Annotated in this window: 18 protein-coding genes; 7 read left to right on the top strand and 11 right to left on the bottom strand. The window is 44.7% G+C overall.

What is annotated here, in order from left to right; all coding sequences use genetic code 11:
* Positions 1-4 precede the first annotated feature (4 nt).
* The 5 genes from AC1DP6_RS18270 to AC1DP6_RS18250 all read left to right on the top strand — a co-directional run bounded on the left by AC1DP6_RS18270 (position 5) and on the right by AC1DP6_RS18250 (position 9,845).
* Positions 5-2,542, top strand: coding sequence for a DNA gyrase/topoisomerase IV subunit A (locus AC1DP6_RS18270; protein ID WP_477056121.1), 2,538 nt, complete (start codon positions 5-7; stop codon positions 2,540-2,542).
* Between the two features lie 167 nt (positions 2,543-2,709).
* The gene (locus tag AC1DP6_RS18265) at positions 2,710-3,306 is read left to right on the top strand and encodes an RNA polymerase sigma factor (RefSeq protein ID WP_477056120.1); all 597 of its coding nucleotides are present in this window, start codon (positions 2,710-2,712) and stop codon (positions 3,304-3,306) included.
* 51 nt (positions 3,307-3,357) lie between these two features.
* The gene (locus tag AC1DP6_RS18260; RefSeq protein WP_477056119.1) at positions 3,358-4,467 is read left to right on the top strand and encodes a FecR family protein; all 1,110 of its coding nucleotides are present in this window, start codon (positions 3,358-3,360) and stop codon (positions 4,465-4,467) included.
* A 137-nt stretch (positions 4,468-4,604) separates the two neighbouring features.
* On the top strand, positions 4,605-8,075 hold the full coding sequence (locus tag AC1DP6_RS18255) for a SusC/RagA family TonB-linked outer membrane protein (protein WP_477056118.1): 3,471 nt from the start codon (positions 4,605-4,607) through the stop codon (positions 8,073-8,075).
* Between the two features lie 18 nt (positions 8,076-8,093).
* Positions 8,094-9,845 carry a RagB/SusD family nutrient uptake outer membrane protein gene (locus AC1DP6_RS18250; RefSeq protein WP_477056117.1) on the top strand — a complete coding sequence of 584 codons (1,752 nt, stop codon included), beginning with the start codon at positions 8,094-8,096 and terminating at the stop codon, positions 9,843-9,845.
* A 51-nt stretch (positions 9,846-9,896) separates the two neighbouring features.
* Here AC1DP6_RS18250 and AC1DP6_RS18245 read toward each other — a convergent pair whose 3' ends face one another.
* The 11 genes from AC1DP6_RS18245 to AC1DP6_RS18195 all read right to left on the bottom strand — a co-directional run bounded on the left by AC1DP6_RS18245 (position 9,897) and on the right by AC1DP6_RS18195 (position 18,864).
* Complete coding sequence (locus tag AC1DP6_RS18245; protein ID WP_477056116.1) at positions 9,897-10,322, bottom strand: hypothetical protein; 426 nt, start codon at positions 10,320-10,322, stop codon at positions 9,897-9,899.
* Between the two features lie 9 nt (positions 10,323-10,331).
* Complete coding sequence (locus tag AC1DP6_RS18240; protein ID WP_441574004.1) at positions 10,332-10,703, bottom strand: VOC family protein; 372 nt, start codon at positions 10,701-10,703, stop codon at positions 10,332-10,334.
* Positions 10,704-10,956: 253 nt separating this feature from the next.
* Positions 10,957-11,928 (bottom strand): hypothetical protein, encoded by a 972-nt coding sequence (locus tag AC1DP6_RS18235; protein ID WP_477056115.1) that lies wholly within the window; start codon positions 11,926-11,928, stop codon positions 10,957-10,959.
* A 26-nt stretch (positions 11,929-11,954) separates the two neighbouring features.
* Positions 11,955-12,476, bottom strand: coding sequence for a D-glycero-alpha-D-manno-heptose-1,7-bisphosphate 7-phosphatase (locus AC1DP6_RS18230; RefSeq protein WP_477056114.1), 522 nt, complete (start codon positions 12,474-12,476; stop codon positions 11,955-11,957).
* Positions 12,473-13,168, bottom strand: a complete 696-nt coding sequence (locus tag AC1DP6_RS18225; RefSeq protein ID WP_477056113.1) for a nucleotidyltransferase family protein — start codon at positions 13,166-13,168, stop codon at positions 12,473-12,475. The genes AC1DP6_RS18230 and AC1DP6_RS18225 overlap by 4 nt, the downstream gene beginning before the upstream one ends.
* Entirely contained in the window at positions 13,168-13,743 is a 576-nt protein-coding gene (locus AC1DP6_RS18220; protein WP_477056112.1) for a D-sedoheptulose-7-phosphate isomerase, read from the bottom strand. The genes AC1DP6_RS18225 and AC1DP6_RS18220 overlap by 1 nt, the downstream gene beginning before the upstream one ends.
* A 27-nt stretch (positions 13,744-13,770) precedes the next feature.
* Entirely contained in the window at positions 13,771-14,796 is a 1,026-nt protein-coding gene (locus AC1DP6_RS18215) for a GHMP family kinase ATP-binding protein (protein ID WP_441573998.1), read from the bottom strand.
* Positions 14,797-14,876: 80 nt separating this feature from the next.
* Positions 14,877-16,010, bottom strand: coding sequence for a glycosyltransferase (locus AC1DP6_RS18210; RefSeq protein ID WP_477056111.1), 1,134 nt, complete (start codon positions 16,008-16,010; stop codon positions 14,877-14,879).
* Between the two features lie 31 nt (positions 16,011-16,041).
* The gene (locus tag AC1DP6_RS18205; protein ID WP_477056110.1) at positions 16,042-17,040 is read right to left on the bottom strand and encodes a glycosyltransferase family 2 protein; all 999 of its coding nucleotides are present in this window, start codon (positions 17,038-17,040) and stop codon (positions 16,042-16,044) included.
* Positions 17,041-17,055: 15 nt separating this feature from the next.
* Positions 17,056-17,592: a DUF4199 domain-containing protein gene (locus tag AC1DP6_RS18200; RefSeq protein ID WP_477056109.1), complete on the bottom strand. Its 537-nt coding sequence runs from the start codon at positions 17,590-17,592 to the stop codon at positions 17,056-17,058.
* Between the two features lie 6 nt (positions 17,593-17,598).
* Positions 17,599-18,864 (bottom strand): dihydroorotase, encoded by a 1,266-nt coding sequence (locus AC1DP6_RS18195; RefSeq protein ID WP_477056108.1) that lies wholly within the window; start codon positions 18,862-18,864, stop codon positions 17,599-17,601.
* A gap of 150 nt (positions 18,865-19,014) precedes the next feature.
* On the opposite strand from AC1DP6_RS18195, the gene AC1DP6_RS18190 reads away from it, so the two are divergent.
* Together AC1DP6_RS18190 and AC1DP6_RS18185 are read left to right on the top strand one after the other, a co-directional pair.
* Positions 19,015-19,974 (top strand): hypothetical protein, encoded by a 960-nt coding sequence (locus tag AC1DP6_RS18190; RefSeq protein ID WP_477056107.1) that lies wholly within the window; start codon positions 19,015-19,017, stop codon positions 19,972-19,974.
* 128 nt (positions 19,975-20,102) lie between these two features.
* A partial coding sequence (locus AC1DP6_RS18185; RefSeq protein WP_477056106.1) for a DPP IV N-terminal domain-containing protein occupies positions 20,103-21,227 on the top strand: 1,125 nt, incomplete at its 3' end.

Here is a 21,227-nt window from a genome sequence, read left to right as displayed (position 1 = left end):
GGACATGGAAAATAAAACATCAGACGAATCTCTGCACAATGTCATCCACGTTGGAGGCATGTATGAGAGCTGGTTCCTGGATTACGCTTCTTATGTAATCCTGGAGCGGGCAGTGCCCAGCATGGAAGATGGGTTGAAGCCCGTACAGCGTCGTATCCTGCACGCCATGAAAGAAATGGATGATGGCCGTTTTAATAAAGTGGCTAACGTCATCGGGCAAACGATGCAGTATCACCCGCACGGGGATGCTTCCATCAGCGATGCTATTGTGAACCTGGGGCAAAAGGATCTGCTTATTGAAACACAGGGTAACTGGGGCGATGTAAGAACAGGTGATGATGCGGCGGCGGCCAGGTACATTGAGGCGCGCTTGTCGAAGTTTGCACTGGACGTAGCATTTAATCCTAAAACGACTTCCTGGCAGCTCAGCTACGATGGCCGTAAAAATGAACCGCTCGCATTACCTATGAAGTTCCCGCTGCTACTGGCACAGGGAGCAGAGGGTATCGCCGTAGGTTTATCTACCAAAATATTACCGCACAACTTTATAGAACTGATAGATGCTTCTGTGAAGTATCTCCGGGGCAAAAAGTTTGAACTGTTCCCCGATTTTACGACTGGTGGTATGGTGGATGTAGCCAGCTACAACGATGGTAAACGTGGCGGTAAAGTACGTGTACGTGCGCATATTGAAGAGAAAGATAAAAAGACCCTGCTGATAAAGGATGTACCTCATGGTATCACCACTACCCAGTTGATGGAGTCTATTGTGAAAGCGAATGACAGCGGTAAAATCAAGGTCAAGAAAGTGGTGGATAATACTGCCGCTGAAGTGGAAATTGAAGTGCAGCTGGCACCGGGTATTTCTCCGGATATTACCATCGACGCATTGTACGCATTCACTGATTGTGAAATATCTATCTCTCCGAATGCCTGCGTAATTGTAAACGATAAGCCGCAATTCCTCACCGCTTCTGATTTGCTGAAATCTTCCGCTGATTATACCAAAGACCTGCTGAAACAGGAACTGGAAATCAAGCTGTCGGAGTTACAGGAAAAATGGCACTACACCTCCCTGGAAAAGATCTTCTTCGAAAAAGGGATCTACAAGGAACTGGAGCAGAAACACAAAGACTGGGAAGCTGTACTGGTAGCTATTGATAAAGGATTTAATCCGTACAAAAAGCAATTGAAGCGTGAAATTACCCGCGAAGATATTGTGAAATTAACGGAGAAGCCTGTACGTAGAATTTACCGTCTCGATATCAATGAACTGAACGAACAGATCAAAAATATTGAAGCTGAAATCAAGGAAGTAAAGAATCACCTGGCTAACCTGGTAGATTACACTGTTGCTTACTATGATAACCTGCTGAAGAAATATGGTAAAGGCCGTGAACGTAAAACAGTTATCAAAACTTTTGATACCATACAGGTGGCTCAGGTAGCGATTGCCAATACCAAAATATATGTGAACCGTGCAGATGGTTTCATTGGTACCTCCCTGAAGAAAGATGAGTTTGTGGCAGATTGTTCTGACCTTGATAGCATCATCGTATTCCGCCGGGATGGTAAAATGCTGGTGACGAAAGTGGCCGATAAAACTTTTGTGGGTAAGGATATCATTCACGTGGATATATTCCGCAAAAATGATGAACGTACTACCTACAACATGATTTATGTGGAAGGTAAAACCGGCGTGAGCTATGCCAAGCGTTTCAATGTAACAGGTGTTACCCGCGACAAAGAATACGAGCTGGCACATAAAGGCGAGAAAAACTCCAAGGTGCAGTATTTCTCCTCCAACCCTAATGGTGAAGCGGAAATAGTAACAATCAAACTCAGTCCTAACTGTAGCGCACGTAACAAGGAATTTGACCTGTTTTTCGAAACCATTGCTATCAAAGGACGTAGCTCCATGGGTAACGTGGTAACGAAGTATCCGATCCGTGGCGTGAAATTCAAAGAGAAAGGCGTATCTACACTGGCAGGACAAAAGATCTGGTATGATACGGAAACCGGTCGTTTAAATACGGAAGAGCGTGGTGTATATATCGGTGCATTTGAAGGGGAAGACAAAATCTTTGTTGCCTTTAAGAATGGTAGCTATGAGCTCACCAACTATGATCTTACCAATCGTTACGAATCCGGTGATGTAGTATACATTGAGAAATTCAACCCGGAAAAAACGGTGACCGCCATTTATTTTGATGCAGATAAAAAGCAATTTAATGTAAAACGTTTCAGGATTGAAACGCAAACATTGAATAATAAATTCCTCTTCATTAAAGAAGGTGCGTCCAACTACCTGGAGATGGTGACCACCCATACCCAGCCCATAGTATTGCTGAAAACCGGCAAGAAGCGGAGTCCGGAAGAAGAGGAAATAGACCTCTCCGAGTTTGTGGAAGTAACCGGCTGGAAAGCAGTAGGAACAAGGATTGCAGGTGATGATCTGATTAGTGCGGAATTATTGTCTGAAGATGAAGATCCGGATCCAAATGAAGAAGGCCCGGCAGGTGGACAGGGAGAATTGTTCTAATCATCAAGTCGGATAAATATATGAGGCGGATAGCAGTAGCTATCCGCTTTTTTTGTGCTATGAAGAACAGGTCTTTATTTTCCCGCATATTTTCTCTTAACAATTAAATAAAACAGTATCTTAATAGGGATGTTTAATTTGCGCCTGTCCATATTTTTATTGCTGGAATGAAATACGAAAACTTAGCCGAAACCGAATTATTACAACTTGTTGCAGCCGATGACGGAGCTGCGTACGAAGTATTGTATAACCGGTATTGGCAACCGCTTTTTCTTTTCGCCTATAAGCGATTGAAGAATAAGGAGGAATCTAAAGATGCAGTGCAGGATGTTTTTATTAACCTGTGGAAACGAAGAAGTACCCTGCAATTAACCGCGTCACTGCGTACCTATCTTTTTACGGCAGTACGATATGAACTATTGAAAAAAATAGCGGCCGCCAGGAAGACTTCCGGGAGCGAAGCAATGGATTTAATGCCTTTGCCGGTAGAAGGAGCCACTACAGTGGACTTATTAAGCGAGAAGGAGCTGCAGCATGCCTTGTCAATTGCCGTGAATAATTTGCCTGCTAAAATGAAGGAAATTTATTTGTTGAGCCGGCAGCAACATAAATCTGTTGCAGACATCGCACAGCAATTGGGTTTGTCTGAGCAAACCGTGAAAAATCAATTATCCAAAGCCTTGCTACGCCTGCGTATGCATTTAAAAGAGGCTACCGTGATCCCGCTGTTGTTTCCAGGGATCATTTACTTCCTTAACATTTAGTTAACATTCCGGGATGGTACTACGTGCTTGATTTTGTCGCTTCACTATAGTATGAGTACATCCGAATTCAAAAGTATTGTTGAACGCTATCTGAAAGGAGAAGCCAGCGCCATAGATCAGGCTATGATTGAAGCATGGCTCGCCGCCACGGAAGATAATCCGGTAGACCTTACAGCGGCTGAAATGGAAACCGTCCGGACAGATATGTTACAGCATCTGCGGCAGCACAACGGCCATGTACAGGAATCAGGCAGGGAAGAAGCCCCTGTGCCGGATCAGGAAGGTTTCAAGGATCAGGCGTATTTACAACAGCCGGAAGAACAAACATCAATAACCAGGGTTAGACGTATAATGCCATGGATTCAGCGTATAGCCGTAGCGGTTATATTCTGCATAGGTATCCTGTCTTTATTTTATTACCGGCATAGTACTACAACCAAACGAGCGCCCGTAGCAGCAAACGAGCCATCACCGGCAATACAATACCGGGTGAGGGTGGAAGCTACCCATGCTATCCGTAAAGTAATATTGCCTGATAGTTCAGTAGTGATGCTCAACCGATCCGGTAGTTTATATTATAATATGCCCTTTGATAAAAGTGTCCGCGAAGTATTTCTGGACGCCGGAGAAGCATTTTTTGACGTGAAGAAAAGTATAGGGCATCCCTTTGTGGTATATGCCAATAAAACCGCCACTACTGTATTGGGTACTTCTTTTAATATCCGTATTACCCAAAGTGTAAGTACGGTGAAAATTGTAGTGAAATCCGGAAAGGTAAAGGTGGCCACCAATGTGGATAGTTCTCCCGATAGCAGCCGCTTATTGCTGCCGGAGCAGGGCATTGAAATAAATACCAGCAACAATAACGTGCGCACATTTTTCCAACCTGCCAACATCACTACTTCCTGGTGGGATGGAGCGCTGGTATTTCATCAGAACAGCATGAAAGAAGTGGTAGAAGCACTCGAAAACCGCTACCAGGTGCATATCCGGCTGGCAACACCGGCATTGCAACAGTATCGCGTTTCAGGTGATTTTACCAGGAGTCATACATTAACAGCCGTATTGGACGCATTATGCCTCGTACACCGCCTGTCGTACGAGAAAAAGAACAATGAGTATTTCATCTATGCATCTATAAAAAAACCGGTTATGCGCTAACATAACCGGTCACTTGTTTTGCTGTCAAATCCTTCCGTAACGCTAATTACCGGATGAGGCAGCGTGTTTTTAATTCAACATAAAAACTGTTCAAATTTATGAAAAATGTAGTAAGCAATTCTACAATCCGTTATCTTATGCGCCTAAGTCTGCTGACAGCCTGTTTTGCCGTAGCAAGTTTGTCTTTATGGGCTAAAAGCCTGGAGGGGCAGAGTTTAAAAAAGAACGTCTCCCTGAAAGTAACCGGCACCAATCTGAATACCATTTTAAAGCAGATAGCCCGTCAAACACGTTTACGACTGGTTTATGATGCTAAAGAGGCAGATAACTACCGTATGGATTCCCTGGAGGCCGTCGGGCGTTTCGCAGATGACCTGCTGGACTCTTTGCTGGCACCTACCACATTGTCTTACCGTGCGGTAAATGACTTGTTGGTGATATATCCTAAAGATGAACAGGAATTTGGACTCAAAGGAAAAGTAATAGATGGCGCGACCAGGGAGCCGTTGCCAGGTGTTACCGTTTTCCTGAAAGGCACAAAAAGAGGAATGGTCACCAATGGAGCCGGTGGATTTACGCTGGCGACCGTGAAGGCAGGTGATATACTGGTTGTTTCTTATGTGGGATATACTACAAAAGAAGTGGTGATCGCCAATGATGCATTTCTTACAATATCGTTGCAAAGCAGTAGCGCCAAAATTAACGATGTGGTGGTGGTAGGATATGGTACCCAAAAGAAAGTCAACCTCACCGGGGCCGTCAGCCAGATAGATGCCAGTGTAATTGAAAGCAGACCCGTAGCCAATGTAGGACAGGCATTGCAGGGCGCCATTCCTAATCTGAATGTAAACTTTGGTGACGGTCGTCCGGGGGGCAATGCCACCTTGAATATCCGCGGTTTTACTTCTATCTCTGGTGGAGCGCCATTGGTACTGATAGATGGTATTCCGGGAGATATCAATACTGTAAATCCAAGGGATATTGAATCTGTAACCGTTTTGAAAGATGCCTCGTCGGCTGCTATATATGGTGCCCGTGGCGCTTTTGGTGTGATATTACTGACCACTAAAAAAGGGAAGTCCGGTAAAATGCAGATCAGTTACGGCACCAACTATGCCTGGGCTGGTAATACCAGTCGTACCGATTTTGTGACCAGTGGTTATGATGCCGCCATGCTGAATGATCAGGCATTTAAAATTTCACTGGGAAAAACCTATACTGGTTATACAGACGAAGACTATGCAGAATTGCTGAAAAGAAAAACAGATCCCACCCTGCCTTCTGTAGTAATACAGAACCGTAAAGGGAAAGATATGTACGTATACTATGGTAATACCGACTGGTGGCATACCATGTTCCGCGACCAGATGCCTTCCCTGGAGCATAGCCTGAATATAAGTGGTGGCACAGAGAAGGTAAATTATATGGTATCCGGCCGGGTATATCAGAAGAAAGGTATGATGCGTATTCAACAGGACATTTATAATTCCTATAATTTCCGGGCTAAAATTGAAGCACAGGTGAAGCCCTGGCTGACATTAACCAGCAATACGCAATTTAACGCCTACGACTATACGTATCCGGGCAGTACCGTGAATGGTAATTTTGTATCTGTAAGCGTACATGCGTTACCGTCATATGTACCTGTAAATCCTGATGGCACTGCCACTTATAGAACAGAGCTAAACAACTATACCATTGGTGATGGTATTTATGCGGACCTGCTCCATGGTAAAAGCAAGGGGGCGATGAAACAAACAGAACTGGTGAACACGGTAGGGGCTATCTTCAAAATCACGCCGGACTTTAATATCAATGCAAATTATACGCTGACCGTAGCGAATGGCAACAGCTACCACCGGCAAACAGCGTCTCCATGGTCTATTTTCCCTGGTATCATCAGCTATGTTAATAATGATGAGTTATGGCAGCAGGACGACAGTCGCCTCGTGCATGTAGCCAATCTGTATGGTAACTACAGCAAACATTTCGGTAAACATGCGATCAATCTCACAGCGGGTATTAACCAGGAGTTGCAACGATATAAAATGCTGTATTCCGGAAGGAAAGACCTGCTGTCAGAAGATCTGAATGAAGTAGCGCTGGGTACCGGTGATGCTACCGTAAACAGTAATAACCAGGAACTGGCCCTGCTGGGTACCTTTGGACGTGCCGCCTATAGTTACGCTGATAAGTACCTGGTGGAATTTAATGGGCGTTACGATGGTTCTTCCCGTTTTCCCTCCAGTAAACGTTTCGGCTTTTTCCCTTCTGTTTCAGCCGGCTGGCGCATGAGTGAGGAAGCATTTTTTAAGCCGGTAAGGAATGTGGTCAACGATATTAAGTGGCGTGTTTCTTATGGTGCATTAGGTAACCAGGATGTGCGCAATAACTACTATCCTTATATCCCTATTATGGGTATGGGAACGATAGATTATATCACGGAAGGCAAGCGTACACAGTATGTAACCCTGCCAACTCCGATTTCTCCGGACCTTACCTGGGAAAAGGTGAACTCTACCAATTTCGGAGCGGACATGAGTTTTTTGCGCAGCAGGTTGAATGTTACTTTCGACTGGTATGTACGTAATACTAAAGACATGCTCACCAAAGGCATGACCTTACCCGCCGTTTTTGGTGCAGGAGAGCCTAAACAGAACGCAGCAGATCTTCGTTCCCAAGGGTGGGAAGTAAACGTGGACTGGCGTAGTGCCTTGCAGGTAGCGGGTAAGCCGTTTAATTATAATATTGGTTTCAACGTAGGTGATTTTAAGGCTTCGATTACCCGGTTTGATAACCCTAACAGCATTTTAAGTGATTACTACGCGGGCCAGCAGTTGGGCGATATCTGGGGTTACAGTATTGCAGGCTATTTCCAGTCAGATAAAGAAGCGGCGGACTGGAAAGTAGATCAGACACAAGTGGGCAACAACATTTTTTCAGCGCCGGGTGAATGGGGGAAGCTCCGCGCCGGTGACCTGAAGTTCGTAGATCTGAATGGAGATAATACCATCAACAAAGGAAAGAATACCCTGGCAGATCACGGTGATTTAAAAGTTATTGGTAATTCTTTGCCCAGGTATACGTTTGGTATCAGGGGAGGAGCAGACTGGAACGGAATAGATTTTAGCTTCTTTTTCCAGGGCGTAGGCCGTCAGAACTGGTATCCGGGTAACAATGCGGATAAATTCTGGGGTCCTTTCTCACGTCCTTATATGTCTTTTATTCCAACAGATTTTGCGGATAAGTTATGGAGTCCTGAAAATCCGAATGCCTACTTCCCGCGGTTGAGAGGATACATTGCCCTGAATGATAACGGTTCACTGAAAGAAAATAATGATAAATACCTGCAGGACCTGGCTTACATCCGTTTGAAAAGCCTGATTGTAGGTTATTCTCTCCCGGAATCACTGATGAAGCGGATTAAACTGACCCGTTGCCGGATTTATTTCAGCGGTGAAAACCTGCTCACGATCAGCAAGCTGCAAAGCAAATACCTGGATCCGGAGCAGCTTTCCAGTGATCCTAACCTGGTAAGAACAGATGCTAACGGCCGCGTTTATCCTTTTAGTAAAACATTTGCAGCAGGACTGGATATCACTTTTTAACCTGTAAAAGAAAAGACGATGAAAAAAATTAATCTACTTGTTATATGCCTGCTGGTAATGGGGTTTAGCTCCTGTAATAAATTTATGGACAGAGACCCGCTGGCGAAAATTTCTCCTGAGAATTTCTTCAAAACAGAGAAGGACCTCAAACTATATATCAACTCCATGTATACCATGGTACCGGATGCGGAAACGATTTATAATGAGGATATGGATAACGTGGTGAAGTCCAGTGTATCGGAATTCCTCACTGGTAAACGGCAGGTACCTGTTACCGGCGGTGGCTGGACCTGGACGGAATTGCGGAAGATCAATTATTTTCTGATCAACTACAATAAAGTATTGCCTTATGCCACTACAAGGAAATACGTTGGTGCTGCTAAATTTTTCCGGGCCTGGTTTTATTTTGAAATGGTCAAAAAATTTGGAGACGTACCCTGGTATAATACACCGATGGATGTAAATGATCAGGCATTGCTGCAAAAAGCCAGAGATCCCCGTAAACTGGTGATGGATTCTGTGATAGCAGATATTGATTCTGCCATTGTTTCCCTGGATGCGCTGAAAAGTAATGAGCTGGTGACGAAATGGACGGCACTCGCGCTGAAAGCACGTATTTGTCTTTATGAAGGTACTTTCCGGAAATATCACAAAGAAGCTAATTTCAATTTACCGGATGAGAATAAATTTTTGCAGGCAGCTGCAGATGCTGCAGCACAGCTGATGGCCGGCGGACAATACCGTATTTACACCAGCACGGCAGCCAATGCTTACCGCGACCTTTTTGCTACGAAAGCGGCAAATACAGACGAAATTATATTGAGCAGAAAATACAGCGCAGGTTTACAATTATATCATAACGCTAACTACTATACGATTACTGCTTCTTATGGTCAACCCGGACTGGAAAAGAGTTTTGTGAATAGTTACCTGATGAAAGATGGCAGCCGTTTTACAGATAAACCGGACTATAATAAAATACAGTTTTATGCAGAATGCCAGGATCGTGATCCACGGCTGGCCCAAACGATCCGCACGCCAGGCTATACGCGTATTGGAAATACCAATAAATTGGTGCCAGATTTTGGGGCGGCAGTAACAGGTTATCAGCTCATTAAATATGTAACTGATGAAACGCAGGATTCTTATGTAAAGAATGATAACGATATGCCGGTATTCCGTTATGCAGAAGTATTGCTGAACTATGCGGAAGCAAAGGCTGAACTGGGACAGCTTACACAAGGTGATATAGATCAGTCTATTAAATTGTTGCGTGACCGGGTGGGTATGCCCAACCTGAATGTGGCCGCTGCAAATGGGAATCCTGATCCGTATGAGGCTGCACGGTACAGCAATAAAGCCATTAGTGGTGTGCTACTGGAAATCCGCCGTGAGCGCCGGATAGAGCTGGTCATTGAAAATTTCCGCTGGAGTGATATCTGCAGATGGAAAGAGGGGAGTATGCTTACCCGTCCTTTCAAAGGAATGTATTTTCCGGGTCTTGGGCAGTATGACCTGGATAATGATGGAAAAGTGGATGTGGTGATTTACGAAGGTACTAAGCCTTCAGGCCCCAAAGGACCCGCTTACCTGAAACTGGGTACTGAAATAGACCTTGAAAATGGTACATCCGGCGGCGCTATGATGGTGAACCGGAATATTGCCAAAGGCTTTAACGAAAACCGGGATTACCTGTATCCCGTGCCTATCCAGGAGCGCACATTGAACAAGCATCTTACCCAGAATCCTAACTGGAATGACGGACTTTAAATAAATAATGGTGGTCTGAAGATGATATTATCTTCGGACCACCATTGTATATTAAATTTTGCCTCCCATATTTTTAATAATTGTTTCCAGGAAATTGATCGTAGAAAGATATTCTTCCGTTGTGGTGCCGGTGAGTATTTTTTCATGATTTCCCTGTTGGTTGGCTGCTATCTCATCAAATTTTGTTTTTCCGATTGATGTAAAGGAATACATGTCCTGGTCCTGCTGCACCCAGCCGCGGGATACGAGGGATTGAAGCATTTCTTCCAGTTCAGTTTCAGAAAGGAACCTGCTCACCTGGTGGTAATACAGTGCTTTGGAGATCTTTGTGTGGGTATCAATATTCTTCATTGCCTGCCAGTGAAACCTGCTGATGCCAAAGGTTTCGAAGGCGGCATTCATATATTGTGTAATCAGGCTGTCCGCTTCTTTGAGGTACCAGCCGATAGGTAGCTTTTTTTTGATTTCGGATTGCATACAAATGTTTTAATCGTTGACAGGTGTGGTAATTTCAATCATGATAGTATCGAAGCGCAGGTAGAAGCCGAATGTTTTACGCATAGGCTGTGGCGCCTGGTCCAATACGATACCGCCATCTTTCAGGCGTTGATACATATCGTTTACAGCATCTTTATCTTCCAGGTAAAAGCCGATATGGAAAGCATCCGGATAGGTATGGTTTTCCTTATCGTTGAAGCGTTGGTTCATCAATACAAGCAGGAAGTTATCGGGACCTGTTAAAACGGATAAGCTATCATTGAGTTTAGGGTCTGTACAGCGAAAATCGAAGTACGTTTCAAAAAAAGTGCGTGTTGCAGGCACATCTTTTACAGTGAGGTTTAAGTGATTGAGTTGCATTAGTAGGTAGTTAATAAATGAATGTTCGCTCTTTTATAGTGCAAATATAATCGAATGATCGTTCTTTTAAAAAAAATGTTAAACTTTTTTTGGGAGATGGGTAAAAAAGTGGCTGATTTTTTACCCGGGTCATGGAAAGCGGGTGTATGTTTTTGGTTTAAATATTTGGTTATCAAATAGATATTTCTTCATCCTTATGGATATGGGAATGAATGGGTATTCATAAAAAAGGATTGTAATCAGCTGTTAATGGCTATTGCTTTTTCTTTTGCACTGGTTTTTTGGGCGCCTCCTGGTAATCTTCTGCCGATTTCGGCTGGGTCATAATCTTTTTCTTCTGATCCAGGGGCTGTGGGGTAGGAGCACCTTTTCCCATAGGAATGGCGTCGTGAAAAATCTTATTTACGTGCATCCATTTACCCGCCTGCCATTTGAAGCCCTCGTAGTCCATATCGGATATATAGGTGAATTTTTTGGCCGGCTCATTGGTTTCTGAGATAAGATGGTCGTATACGATCATATCCAGTTCCTTGTTATAATTAAGGGTAGCAGTACTCTCTTTTTTATACTCTATGATAAAGCGGTTACGTGTAGGCTTGGGCGTGCTGTCTTCCGCAAAACTAAAGAACGGACCACCAAATACGGGCGTACCATTTTTGAAGGTGAGCATTTCTACTATTTTCTTCTGGCTACGTGGGTTATTGGCATCCCAGCCAAAGAGTGTATAAAATTCCTGGTTGAAATAATGGCGGTGTATGACTGCATAATACAGGCAACCATACCAGGATTTATTATCTGCAATGGTATCTGTATTGGTGATATAGTCTGAGGCATCAAACAGGGGAAACAGCTTGAGCTGTCCATCTGCTGTATTCATTTGTATAGCGCCAAAGTGCCGGTAGAAGCCATTTTCACGTTCCAGTGCCCAGGTGAATATGCGGAAGGTACTGTCTTGCGGATATTGGATAGAAATCGTTTTCAGTGAGTCAAAAGGAAAACGGAAGGAGTATTTTGTTTTCAGTGCCCGCACCAGCATCGGAATAAAGGCATCTTTAGCCCTTTCCCTGCCATCATCGCCCTTACCACCGAATATATCCATACTGAGTACCTGCAGGGTATCCTGGTCATGTTTCAGCTGTTTTAAGCCCGCAGCATCCGGTTGCTGCGCATAGGTCAGTAAACAGGCGAGTAGCAGTAGTAGTGACAGTATTGATTTTTTTGCCATATCTATTATACGGTTCGGGACGGGAATTATTGTATGGACTGTGCAAACTCCAACAGGTTTTGACACCGCTGGTCAATCAATGGATGAGGGAAAGGTACTTCCGGACGGGTAGAAGGAATAAATACGGTTTGCATGCCCAGGTTTTTTCCGAACTGCATATCGCTTAACGTATTTCCTACCATCACCGCATTTGTAAAATCAATGTCCGGAAAATCTATTTTTGCCTGCAAACCCATTCCTGTAGCCGGTTTTCGGCAAGGACTACTGTTATCCAGATCCGGACAAAAATAGATCCTATCGATACGGCCACCTTGTAACTCAATTTGTTGCAGCATTTGTGTGTGGATCTCCTGTAAACCTTCTACAGTAAGCAGGCCACGGCCAATACAGCGTTGGTTGGTAACCATCACAATGCGATCAAAATGTTTGGCCAGTAATGGCATGGCGGCTAATACTCCTTCACTGAAATGAAACATATCCGGACGAAGTACATATCCATCACGGATTTCATCATTTACTACCCCATCTCTGTCGAGAAATAACGTCATGATACCAATACTTTTTTTGCTGCTTCATAATCTTCCGGAATACCGATATCTATAAAATAAGTATCACTGATAAAGCCGTATAAGTTGCCGGCAGCGGCGCCAGGCTCCAGGACTTCCTTCTCAAAAGAAAATTTTTCCGGCAAAGACAAGCTGTTTAAAAAGTCAGTGGTGGTGAGATAAATACCGCCATTGATCAATCCGGCGGCGCAGAACCGCTTTTCATGAAAAGCGCTGATTCGCTCCCGGGCATCCAGTTCGATGCTGCCGTAGCGGTCAAATTGTTGCATGGGTTTCAGTGCCAATGACAGGTGACTTTGATGTGCCGCATGAAACTGATGAAATGCGGACAGGTTTACATCAAAATAAGTATCTCCGTTTACGATAAACACTTCTTTGCCTTCTAAAGCAGGCAGGGCGTGAAGAATGCCACCACCGGTTCCCAGTGGTTCCTGTTCTACGGTAAAGGATACACGTAATGGTAAATCCATACTGTTGCACCAGCCGATCACCTGTTCAGATAAATAACCCAGCGACAACACCGCATGGGTAATGCCTTGTTTGTGAAGGTATTGTAACAGGTAATATAAAAAAGGATGTTCTCCCAAAGGGGCCATGCATTTTGGCTTATCGGCCACTACACTGCGCAGGCGTGTTCCTAAGCCTCCGGCGAGTACAATACATTCACTGGTCATTATCCAAACAGGTTATTTTCTACTATTTCGCAAATGATATGTCCTACGGTAATATGTGCTTCCTGTATACGCGGCGTATCATTGGAAGGGATGTTGATCAGATAGTCGCTTCCGGCTTTCATTTTGCCACCGGTGCTACCTGTCATGCTCACTACAATCATACCCTGTTCCTTTGCTACTTTGATGGCTTCCAGAATATTCCCGGAGTTGCCAGAAGTAGAAATGGCTACCAGTACATCACCGGGGCGGCCTATCCCTTTCAGGATACGGGCATATACCTGGTCGTAGCCGTAGTCGTTACCTACTGCGGTCATATAGGAAGAGTTACAGTGTAACGCTTCTGCATACAGTGGCATACGGTCTTTATAAAAGCGACCAGAAAATTCAGCTGCCAGGTGTTGTGCATCGGCAGCGCTGCCGCCGTTACCACAGAAAAGGATTTTATGATCTGTTTGCAGACTATGCGTAATGGTATCTGCTACCAGTTTTATGGTGTTCAATAGTGGCTCATCCTGGCAAATGGCTTCTTTTACAGTGATACTTTCCCGGAGCTTATTGATAATATGTTGTTTCATCAGTAGATTTTTTGATTTGGTGTAACCTTAAATACTCCACGTTTGAATGCCGTGATTAGTAAAGGTATAGCGTTTTACATCACCACCAAAACCACTTAATGCGTCTACCACGGCGAAGCGGGTGTTTTTAGGGCAATAGAAGATCATGAAACCACCACCACCGGCACCTGAAATTTTACCTCCGCTGGCGCCGGCTTTGCGGGCTGCATCGTATATTTCATCCAGTTGAGGGTTGGTAATGCCCTGGGCCATCTTCTTTTTATTTTCAAAACCGTAGTTCAGGATTTCACCGATTTTGTCGATAGTACCCCGTAACAGGGCTTCCTTCATCATCACCGCCTGTTCTTTCAGCTGGTGCATGGCTTCAATGGAAGCATCTTTTTTATCGGTTACATTTTTTTGTTGTTCGGAGATGATGGTAGAAGACAGGCGGCTGGTAGAAGTGTAAAACAATACCAGGTTGTTTTCCAGCTCATGGAGATTGATCTCTTTGATACGGAGTGGATTTACAATTACTTTATCGCCTTTGTAAAACTCCATGAAGTTTACGCCTCCAAAAGTAGCTGCATACTGATCCTGTTTACCACCGGCCTGTTGGAGGTCTTCCCGCTCAATAGAATAGGCCAGGTGTGCCATGTCATATTCTCCGAGTGGTAGCTTCAGCCATTCGGCAAAAGCGCCGAGTACGGCCACCACCAGGGTAGAAGAAGTACCGAGACCAGAGCCTGCAGGAGCGTCTACAAAAGTGGTGAGTTTAAAACCGGTAGACGGTAATAAACCATAATCTTTTTGTACCCGGTTGATCACGCCTTTCAGGATATCCAGTTTACCATCTAACGGTAAAGGATATACGGCATCATAGGAAGCACTTTCTCTTCTGTCGGCACATTCAAAAATAATTTTGCCGTCAGTGGAGGGCTCTATAGATGCACGGGCATATAAAGAGATGGTAGCATTGAGAATGGCGCCACCATATAAATCCGAGTACGGACTTACATCTGTGCCACCACCGGCAAGGCCTATACGTAAAGGTGCTTTGCTTCTGTAGATCATGCGAGCTGTTAGCTTTTAGCTGTTAGATATTAGATTAGCTGTTAGTTGGCAGTATTTATCAAAAAGCCAGCCACTGATAGCTAAATGCTTGCCAATGTATGAATTTCTTTCGCCAAACGGCTCCAGGAATATTGTAGTTTCTCTATACGGAGTGCTGCTACCATATCGGCTTCCCTGTTTTCCAGGAAATATTTTTCAATAGCGGCAGCAATAGAAGCGGGGTTGGGTTCTGCCTGGAATCCCACTACGCCATCCGGCACCATTTCTACCAATCCGCCTACATTGGTTACTACCATTGGTTTCTCGAAGTGATAAGCGATCTGTGAAATACCGCTCTGGGTAGCACTTTTATAAGGTTGTACCACCAGGTCGGCGGCGCAGAAATAATTTTTAACAGCTTCGTTGGGAATGAAATCGGTGTGCATGAGCACCCGGTCGCCCAGTTGTAATTTATTCAGCAGTTCCAGGTAAGGAGCGGCATCTTCATAATACTCGCCGGCTACAATAGCGTGTATATCCAGTTTTTTCATGCGTTCATCTGCCATGGCTTCCAATAGGAGGTCCAGCCCTTTATATTGACGGATGAAACCAAAAAACAGGATATAGCGCTTGCCTGGCTGAAGTTTCAGTTGTGCCCGGGCTGCTTCTTTGGTGATGAGTGCGCCGTAGTTATCGTAAATAGGATGGGGGATGAGTGATGCTTTTTTTGAAGGCTCAAACACCCGGAGATCGTTAAGTACAGACTGGCTCATTGCCACAAAAGCGTCTACCGGCTTCAGGAAATATTTAGTAAAAGCTACATCGCCGGGGCGTTTTTCATGTGGGACTACGTTATCAAGTACAGCAATTACTTTGGTATGCCTGCGTTTTCCCAGTCGCAGAAGCGATCCCAGTGCGGGCCCCATGATAGGCAACCAGTATTTGGTGATGATAATATCCGGGTTCATTTTCCGGATCTTACGACCCACAATTAACCAGTTCAGTGGATTGACGGAATTGATCAGGCGTCTGATCTTAAGATGTTTGGGGGCAGGATCAGTAGAGAACTGGCTTTTACCAGGAAAAAACAACTTGGGATACTGGATGGTAAACGTCCATATTTCCACGTCATCTGTTTGCTGTAATTCTTCTGCCAGTCGCTCGTTATAAGCAGCCAGCCCACCCCGGAAAGGATAGGCTGTACCTAAAATAAGTATTTTCTTTTTGTTAGCCATAGTTACAAATTACGAATAGTGAATTACAGGATTAAAGCCGGCGATCATGAAGATTCGACAGCTGTAAATCGTCATCCGTAACATTACTGGTGTGGTCCATGCGTTCTTCCACGAGATAAGAATTACGCTCGGTAGCATTGCGGGTTACCAGTTCACCGATAAAACCGGTGAGGAACAATTGGGAACCAATAATCATGCACAGCAGCCCCAGGTAAAAGAGAGGTCTGTCTGTCATATTCACTTTATCAAAAAATATTTTGGCAATGGCCATGTAAAGAGCAATCACAAAACCCACAAAAAACGACAGAGAGCCCAGGGCGCCGAACAGGTGCATCGGGCGTTTGCCGAATTTGCCGATAAACATAATGGTGGCCAGATCCAGGAAGCCGTTGATAAAACGTTCCAGCCCGAATTTGGTAACGCCGTATTTACGGGCACGGTGTTCCACTACTTTTTCGCCGATTTTACGGAACCCGTTCCATTTGGCGATAACAGGAATATAGCGGTGCATTTCACCGTATACTTCTATTGACTTGATCACTTTTTTGCGATAGGACTTCAGGCCACAGTTCATATCGTGCAGCTTTACGCCGCTCATACGGGTAGTGGTAAAGTTATATAACTTAGAAGGGAGGTTTTTAGTAAAGGCATTGTCGTAACGTTTCTTTTTCCAGCCGCTCACCAGGTCATAACCATCTTCCATAATCATGCGGTATAATTCAGGTATTTCATCCGGACTATCCTGCAGGTCAGCGTCCATGGTGATGACTACATCTCCCTGGGCTGCACTGAAACCTTCGTTTAATGCGGCTGATTTACCGTAGTTGCGCTGGAATTTGATGCCTTTTATATATGGGTTTTGCGCAGCCAGTTGCTGAATGACACCCCAGGAGTCATCAGTGCTACCATCATCTATCATCCATACCTCGTAGGTATAATGATGAGCATCCATCACTCTTTCAATCCATGCGGCGAGTTCAGGTAACGATTCTTCTTCGTTTTTTAAAGGAACGATTATGGATATGTTCATCTTAATAGAATAGTATTATAAGTGTTGCCCTTCGGCCGGTTTCTTACGTATGATCAGTGAAATAATGGCTGCCACCGCAAAATAGAATATAATTCCTTTCAGGAAATCCATGAACGATTTTGCAAGGCCTACATTAAAGTCTGTTTTAGCCAGTTCGTCTAATTGTTTATCTATCTCCTCCTGTGGTGCTTTGAACTTATGCATCCACTTTTCTGTAGATTCCAGCAGGTTTTGCTTTAAGGCATCTACCAGGTGCGGATCTATGTATTTATACAGGATATACTGATAAACAGTAATGATGGCGGTACCAATGATAAAAGCAGTAAACACTGGTTGCAGTGCTTCTTTAAAACTGATATATCCACCCAGTTGTTTCTTTCTTTCTTTTCCAGCCAGTACTGCAATCACGATAAAGACAGCCAGCTGTATAACGCTGTTCCACCAGGAAAATAATATAGTGGGACCGGCAATATAGGTCAGTACATTTAAAAATACTAAGATAATACCGCCGACCAGGCCCCATTTCAGGCCAGGGTTAGATTTTTGCTGCATACCAGGTTAATTATTTATATGAAAAACGGGACCATTCACAGTGGCATGTACTTTACCCTTCAGTTGTTCGCCAATATACGCTGAATTTTTGGACCGGGAAGCAATGTGGGCGGTAGTAAACTGCCAGCTGGTTTCCGGATCAAATATAGTAAGATTGGCCGTAGCGCCTTCCTGCAGCACAGGCTGAGGCAGACCGAATATTTTACGGGGGTGGGTAGTCAGCATATTAATGAGCTGTTCCAGTGGTAACTGGGGCAGGTATTGTCTGATCACACCAAAGGTGCTTTCCAGGCCGATCATTCCATTTCTGGCATATTCAAATTCCACCTGTTTGGCATCCCAGTCCTGCGGCAGGTGATGGGTGGCAATACAGTCGATGGTGCCGTGTAATACGGCTTCCTGGAGGGCTTTTACATCATCTGCGGTACGCAGCGGTGGGTTTACCTTCAGGTGGGTATCGTAATTAACCAGGTGGGCATCCGTCAGCGACAGGTGGTAAGGCGTAACGGAGCAGGTTACTTTTATGCCGTCTGCTTTAGCCGCAGCAATCAGTTCCACTGATTTGCGGGTGCTGATGCCGGTAAAGTGAATGCGGGAGTCGGTATATTTAGCGAGTTCAATATCACGTTGTATAATCAGTTCCTCTGCCAGGGCGGGTTTGCCGGGCATTCCGAGCTGGGTGGAATAGATGCCTTCGTTCATGAGTCCATGTGAAGAAATGCTCTGGTCATCCGGTAACTGTATGAGGGTGCCGTCGAAAGCTTTGATGTACTGGAGAGCTTTCAGCATTAATCCGGGCGACTGTAATGGTTTGAGGCCATCAGAGAAGGCTACGGCTCCTGCCTGCTGCATTTCATACATTTCTGCAAGACCGGTGCCTTCCAGGTTTTTGGTAGCTGCGCCAATTGGCAGAACAGTAGCGGCCGAATGGCGCGATCTGCTCAGCACGTATTCGATTTGCGGTTTGGTATGCAGTGCGGGCTGGGTATTAGGCACAATCATCACGGTAGTATAACCACCGGTGGCTGCTGCTTTTATGCCGCTTTGCAGATCTTCCTTATGTTCCTGACCGGGGTCGCAGAAGTGTGCGAAAACATCCATCCATCCGGCGGAAACATGCAGGTTGCTACCTGAAATGACCGTTGCTCGGGCATCTTCGAGGTTATCAGCTACCTGTTGAATGATGCCGTTTTGAATGGAAATGTCTTTTTGCTGCCCGTGCAAGGGTGAGGAAGGCGCTATAATCTTTACGTTCTTGAGTAATATGTGCATGCTTTACGTTCTATACCTGTCCGAAAATACAGGGGCAAATGTAACATAAAACTGTTAATTGTTGAAGCCGGCCGTTCGTACTTTTCGGATCGTTGTTCAGGTTGGTATGATAATTGAAAATGCAGGGGTAGCAGATCAAAATAACTACTGATGATTGACTACCTTACYAACCTCGTAGCTCGGATATGCGACCGCTCGGAACAATTGCATAATGGCCAGACAACCAGCTGGCAGGCACTTCGCGAAGCGGAACAACTCGCTAATCACGCTTATATTCCCCTGCTGTACCAATATATTGATCAGGAGCCCGACAAAGATAAACGCCGCGCCGCCTTTTTTATCATCACCCAGCTCTCCAGAAACACCAACGATTCCGAAGTGATCCGCTTTTTGCTGGATCGCCTCAAAGTAGAGCAGGATGCTGATATGATCACCGCTATTCAACAGGACCTCGAACGTGGGCTTACTATTCCGGGATATATTAATCTGGAGCCCTTATTCAACAATACTTTATCTGTTAATAATAATATCCGCCGTTCCGCTCTGCTTGCCCTCAGGGGTACTAATAATCCGGCAGTGGAAGACTGGGCGCTGTCGCTGTTAAAGCGGACCATGAATGAATACGATATCTACTATATCACTTTATTACTGCATAAAGTAGGTACCCAAAAAAGTGTTCCTTCCTTGCGCCGCTTACTGGAATATCACCGTCAGGATGTTAAAAGTCTCGCTTTTGCTGCCATGGCGGATATTGAGAAAGAAAAGGAAGCGATGTTTTACATGCGTTACCTCCTGCGGGGACAATTGAAATTTGAGGCAATGGAAGCCATTTATAAATATGCGGATGAAAATGCCATTCAAGCCGTTACTGCCCGCATTACGGAGCTGTTATCCAAAAGGCGCAGCAGTGCCCGGATGACCATAGAAACGGTGAAGAATGGGTTCACAGACCTCATGCTCGGCATGGAATTCCTTTTTAAGTTCCGTACCGTTAAATCAGATATCAAAAAAACTTTTTCCTGGATTACAGAAAAAAGAGCCGATTACCTGTTGCCCGAAGAAAAAGAATGGGTAAGAAGGAACATTAGCCCGGTAGCTTTTAGCCATTAGCTTTTAGCTTTTAGCAAAATGCAGCGGAGAACATATAAATGTTCATCTCCGCTGCATTTTGCTAAAAGCTAAAAGCTAATGGCTAAAAGCTAATCGCTATTCCTTAATTTAGCTTCCCAAAAAGAGAGATGAAGAAAGCTTTCCTATTGCTTTTGACAGGATCGATGATGAGTGGGCTGTATATACAGGCCCAGCAACGTCAGTATACGATGGCCGAAGCAACCAATGGACTTCGCCAGCAACTGGCGCCTGAAAGATTAAGACAATTTGAATGGATTCCGGAGCAAAACGCCTACACCAGCGTAGTAGCAGCAAATGGTAGCTTTGCCTGGGTAAAGAGTACACCCGCAGGCAATAGTATTAAAGCAGATACTTTGCTGAGGTTGACGGATCTTAATCAGCAATTATTCTCGGCCAAACCCTTACGCGGATTACCTCCATTGCATTGGATTTCCGCCAGCAGCGCATGGTTTAGCATTGGCAACGACCTGTTCAAAGGTATCCTGCAAAACGGCGTGATGCAATTCAGTCACTGGTGTGAATTGCCGGCTGCTGCTGAAAATATCACGGTCAATACACAAAGCGGTCAGATTGCCTGGACCGTAAAAAATAATCTTTTTATTCGCACTGCTAACAATGCAGTTCAGGCGGTGACCAACGATGCAGATGAAAATATCGTGAACGGTAAAAGCGTTCACCGGGAAGAATTCGGCATCGATAAAGGCATTTTCTTTTCTCCGAAAGGCGATCTGCTGGCATTTTACCGCATGGATCAGCGCATGGTGAATGATTATCCGATCATTGACTGGTCTGTTACGCCTGCACATGCCAATAACATTAAATACCCTATGGCGGGCGGTAAGTCGCACGAAGTGACCCTGGGCATTTATCAGCCATCTACCCAAAAGACTATTTTCCTGAAAACAGGTGAACCCGCAGATCATTACCTGACCTGTGTTACCTGGTCGCCTGACCAGCAATCCGTTTATATAGGATTACTGAACCGGGAACAGAACCATCTGTGGCTAAATCAATACAGCGCAGTTACCGGCGAACTGGTGAAAACACTGTTTGAAGAAACAGACGCCAAATATGTACATCCTAGGCATCCACTTACTTTTGTACCTGGCAAGCCAGATCAGTTTATCTGGTTCAGTGAACGTAGCGGATACCAGCATTTGTATCTCTATAATACCCAGGGGCAGCAGTTAAAACAAATTACAGCGGGTGATTGGGTGGTAAATGAACTAGTG

Source organism: Chitinophaga sp. 01L420, assembly GCF_056399985.1.
This window is presented reverse-complemented; position numbering and strand designations above follow the sequence as displayed.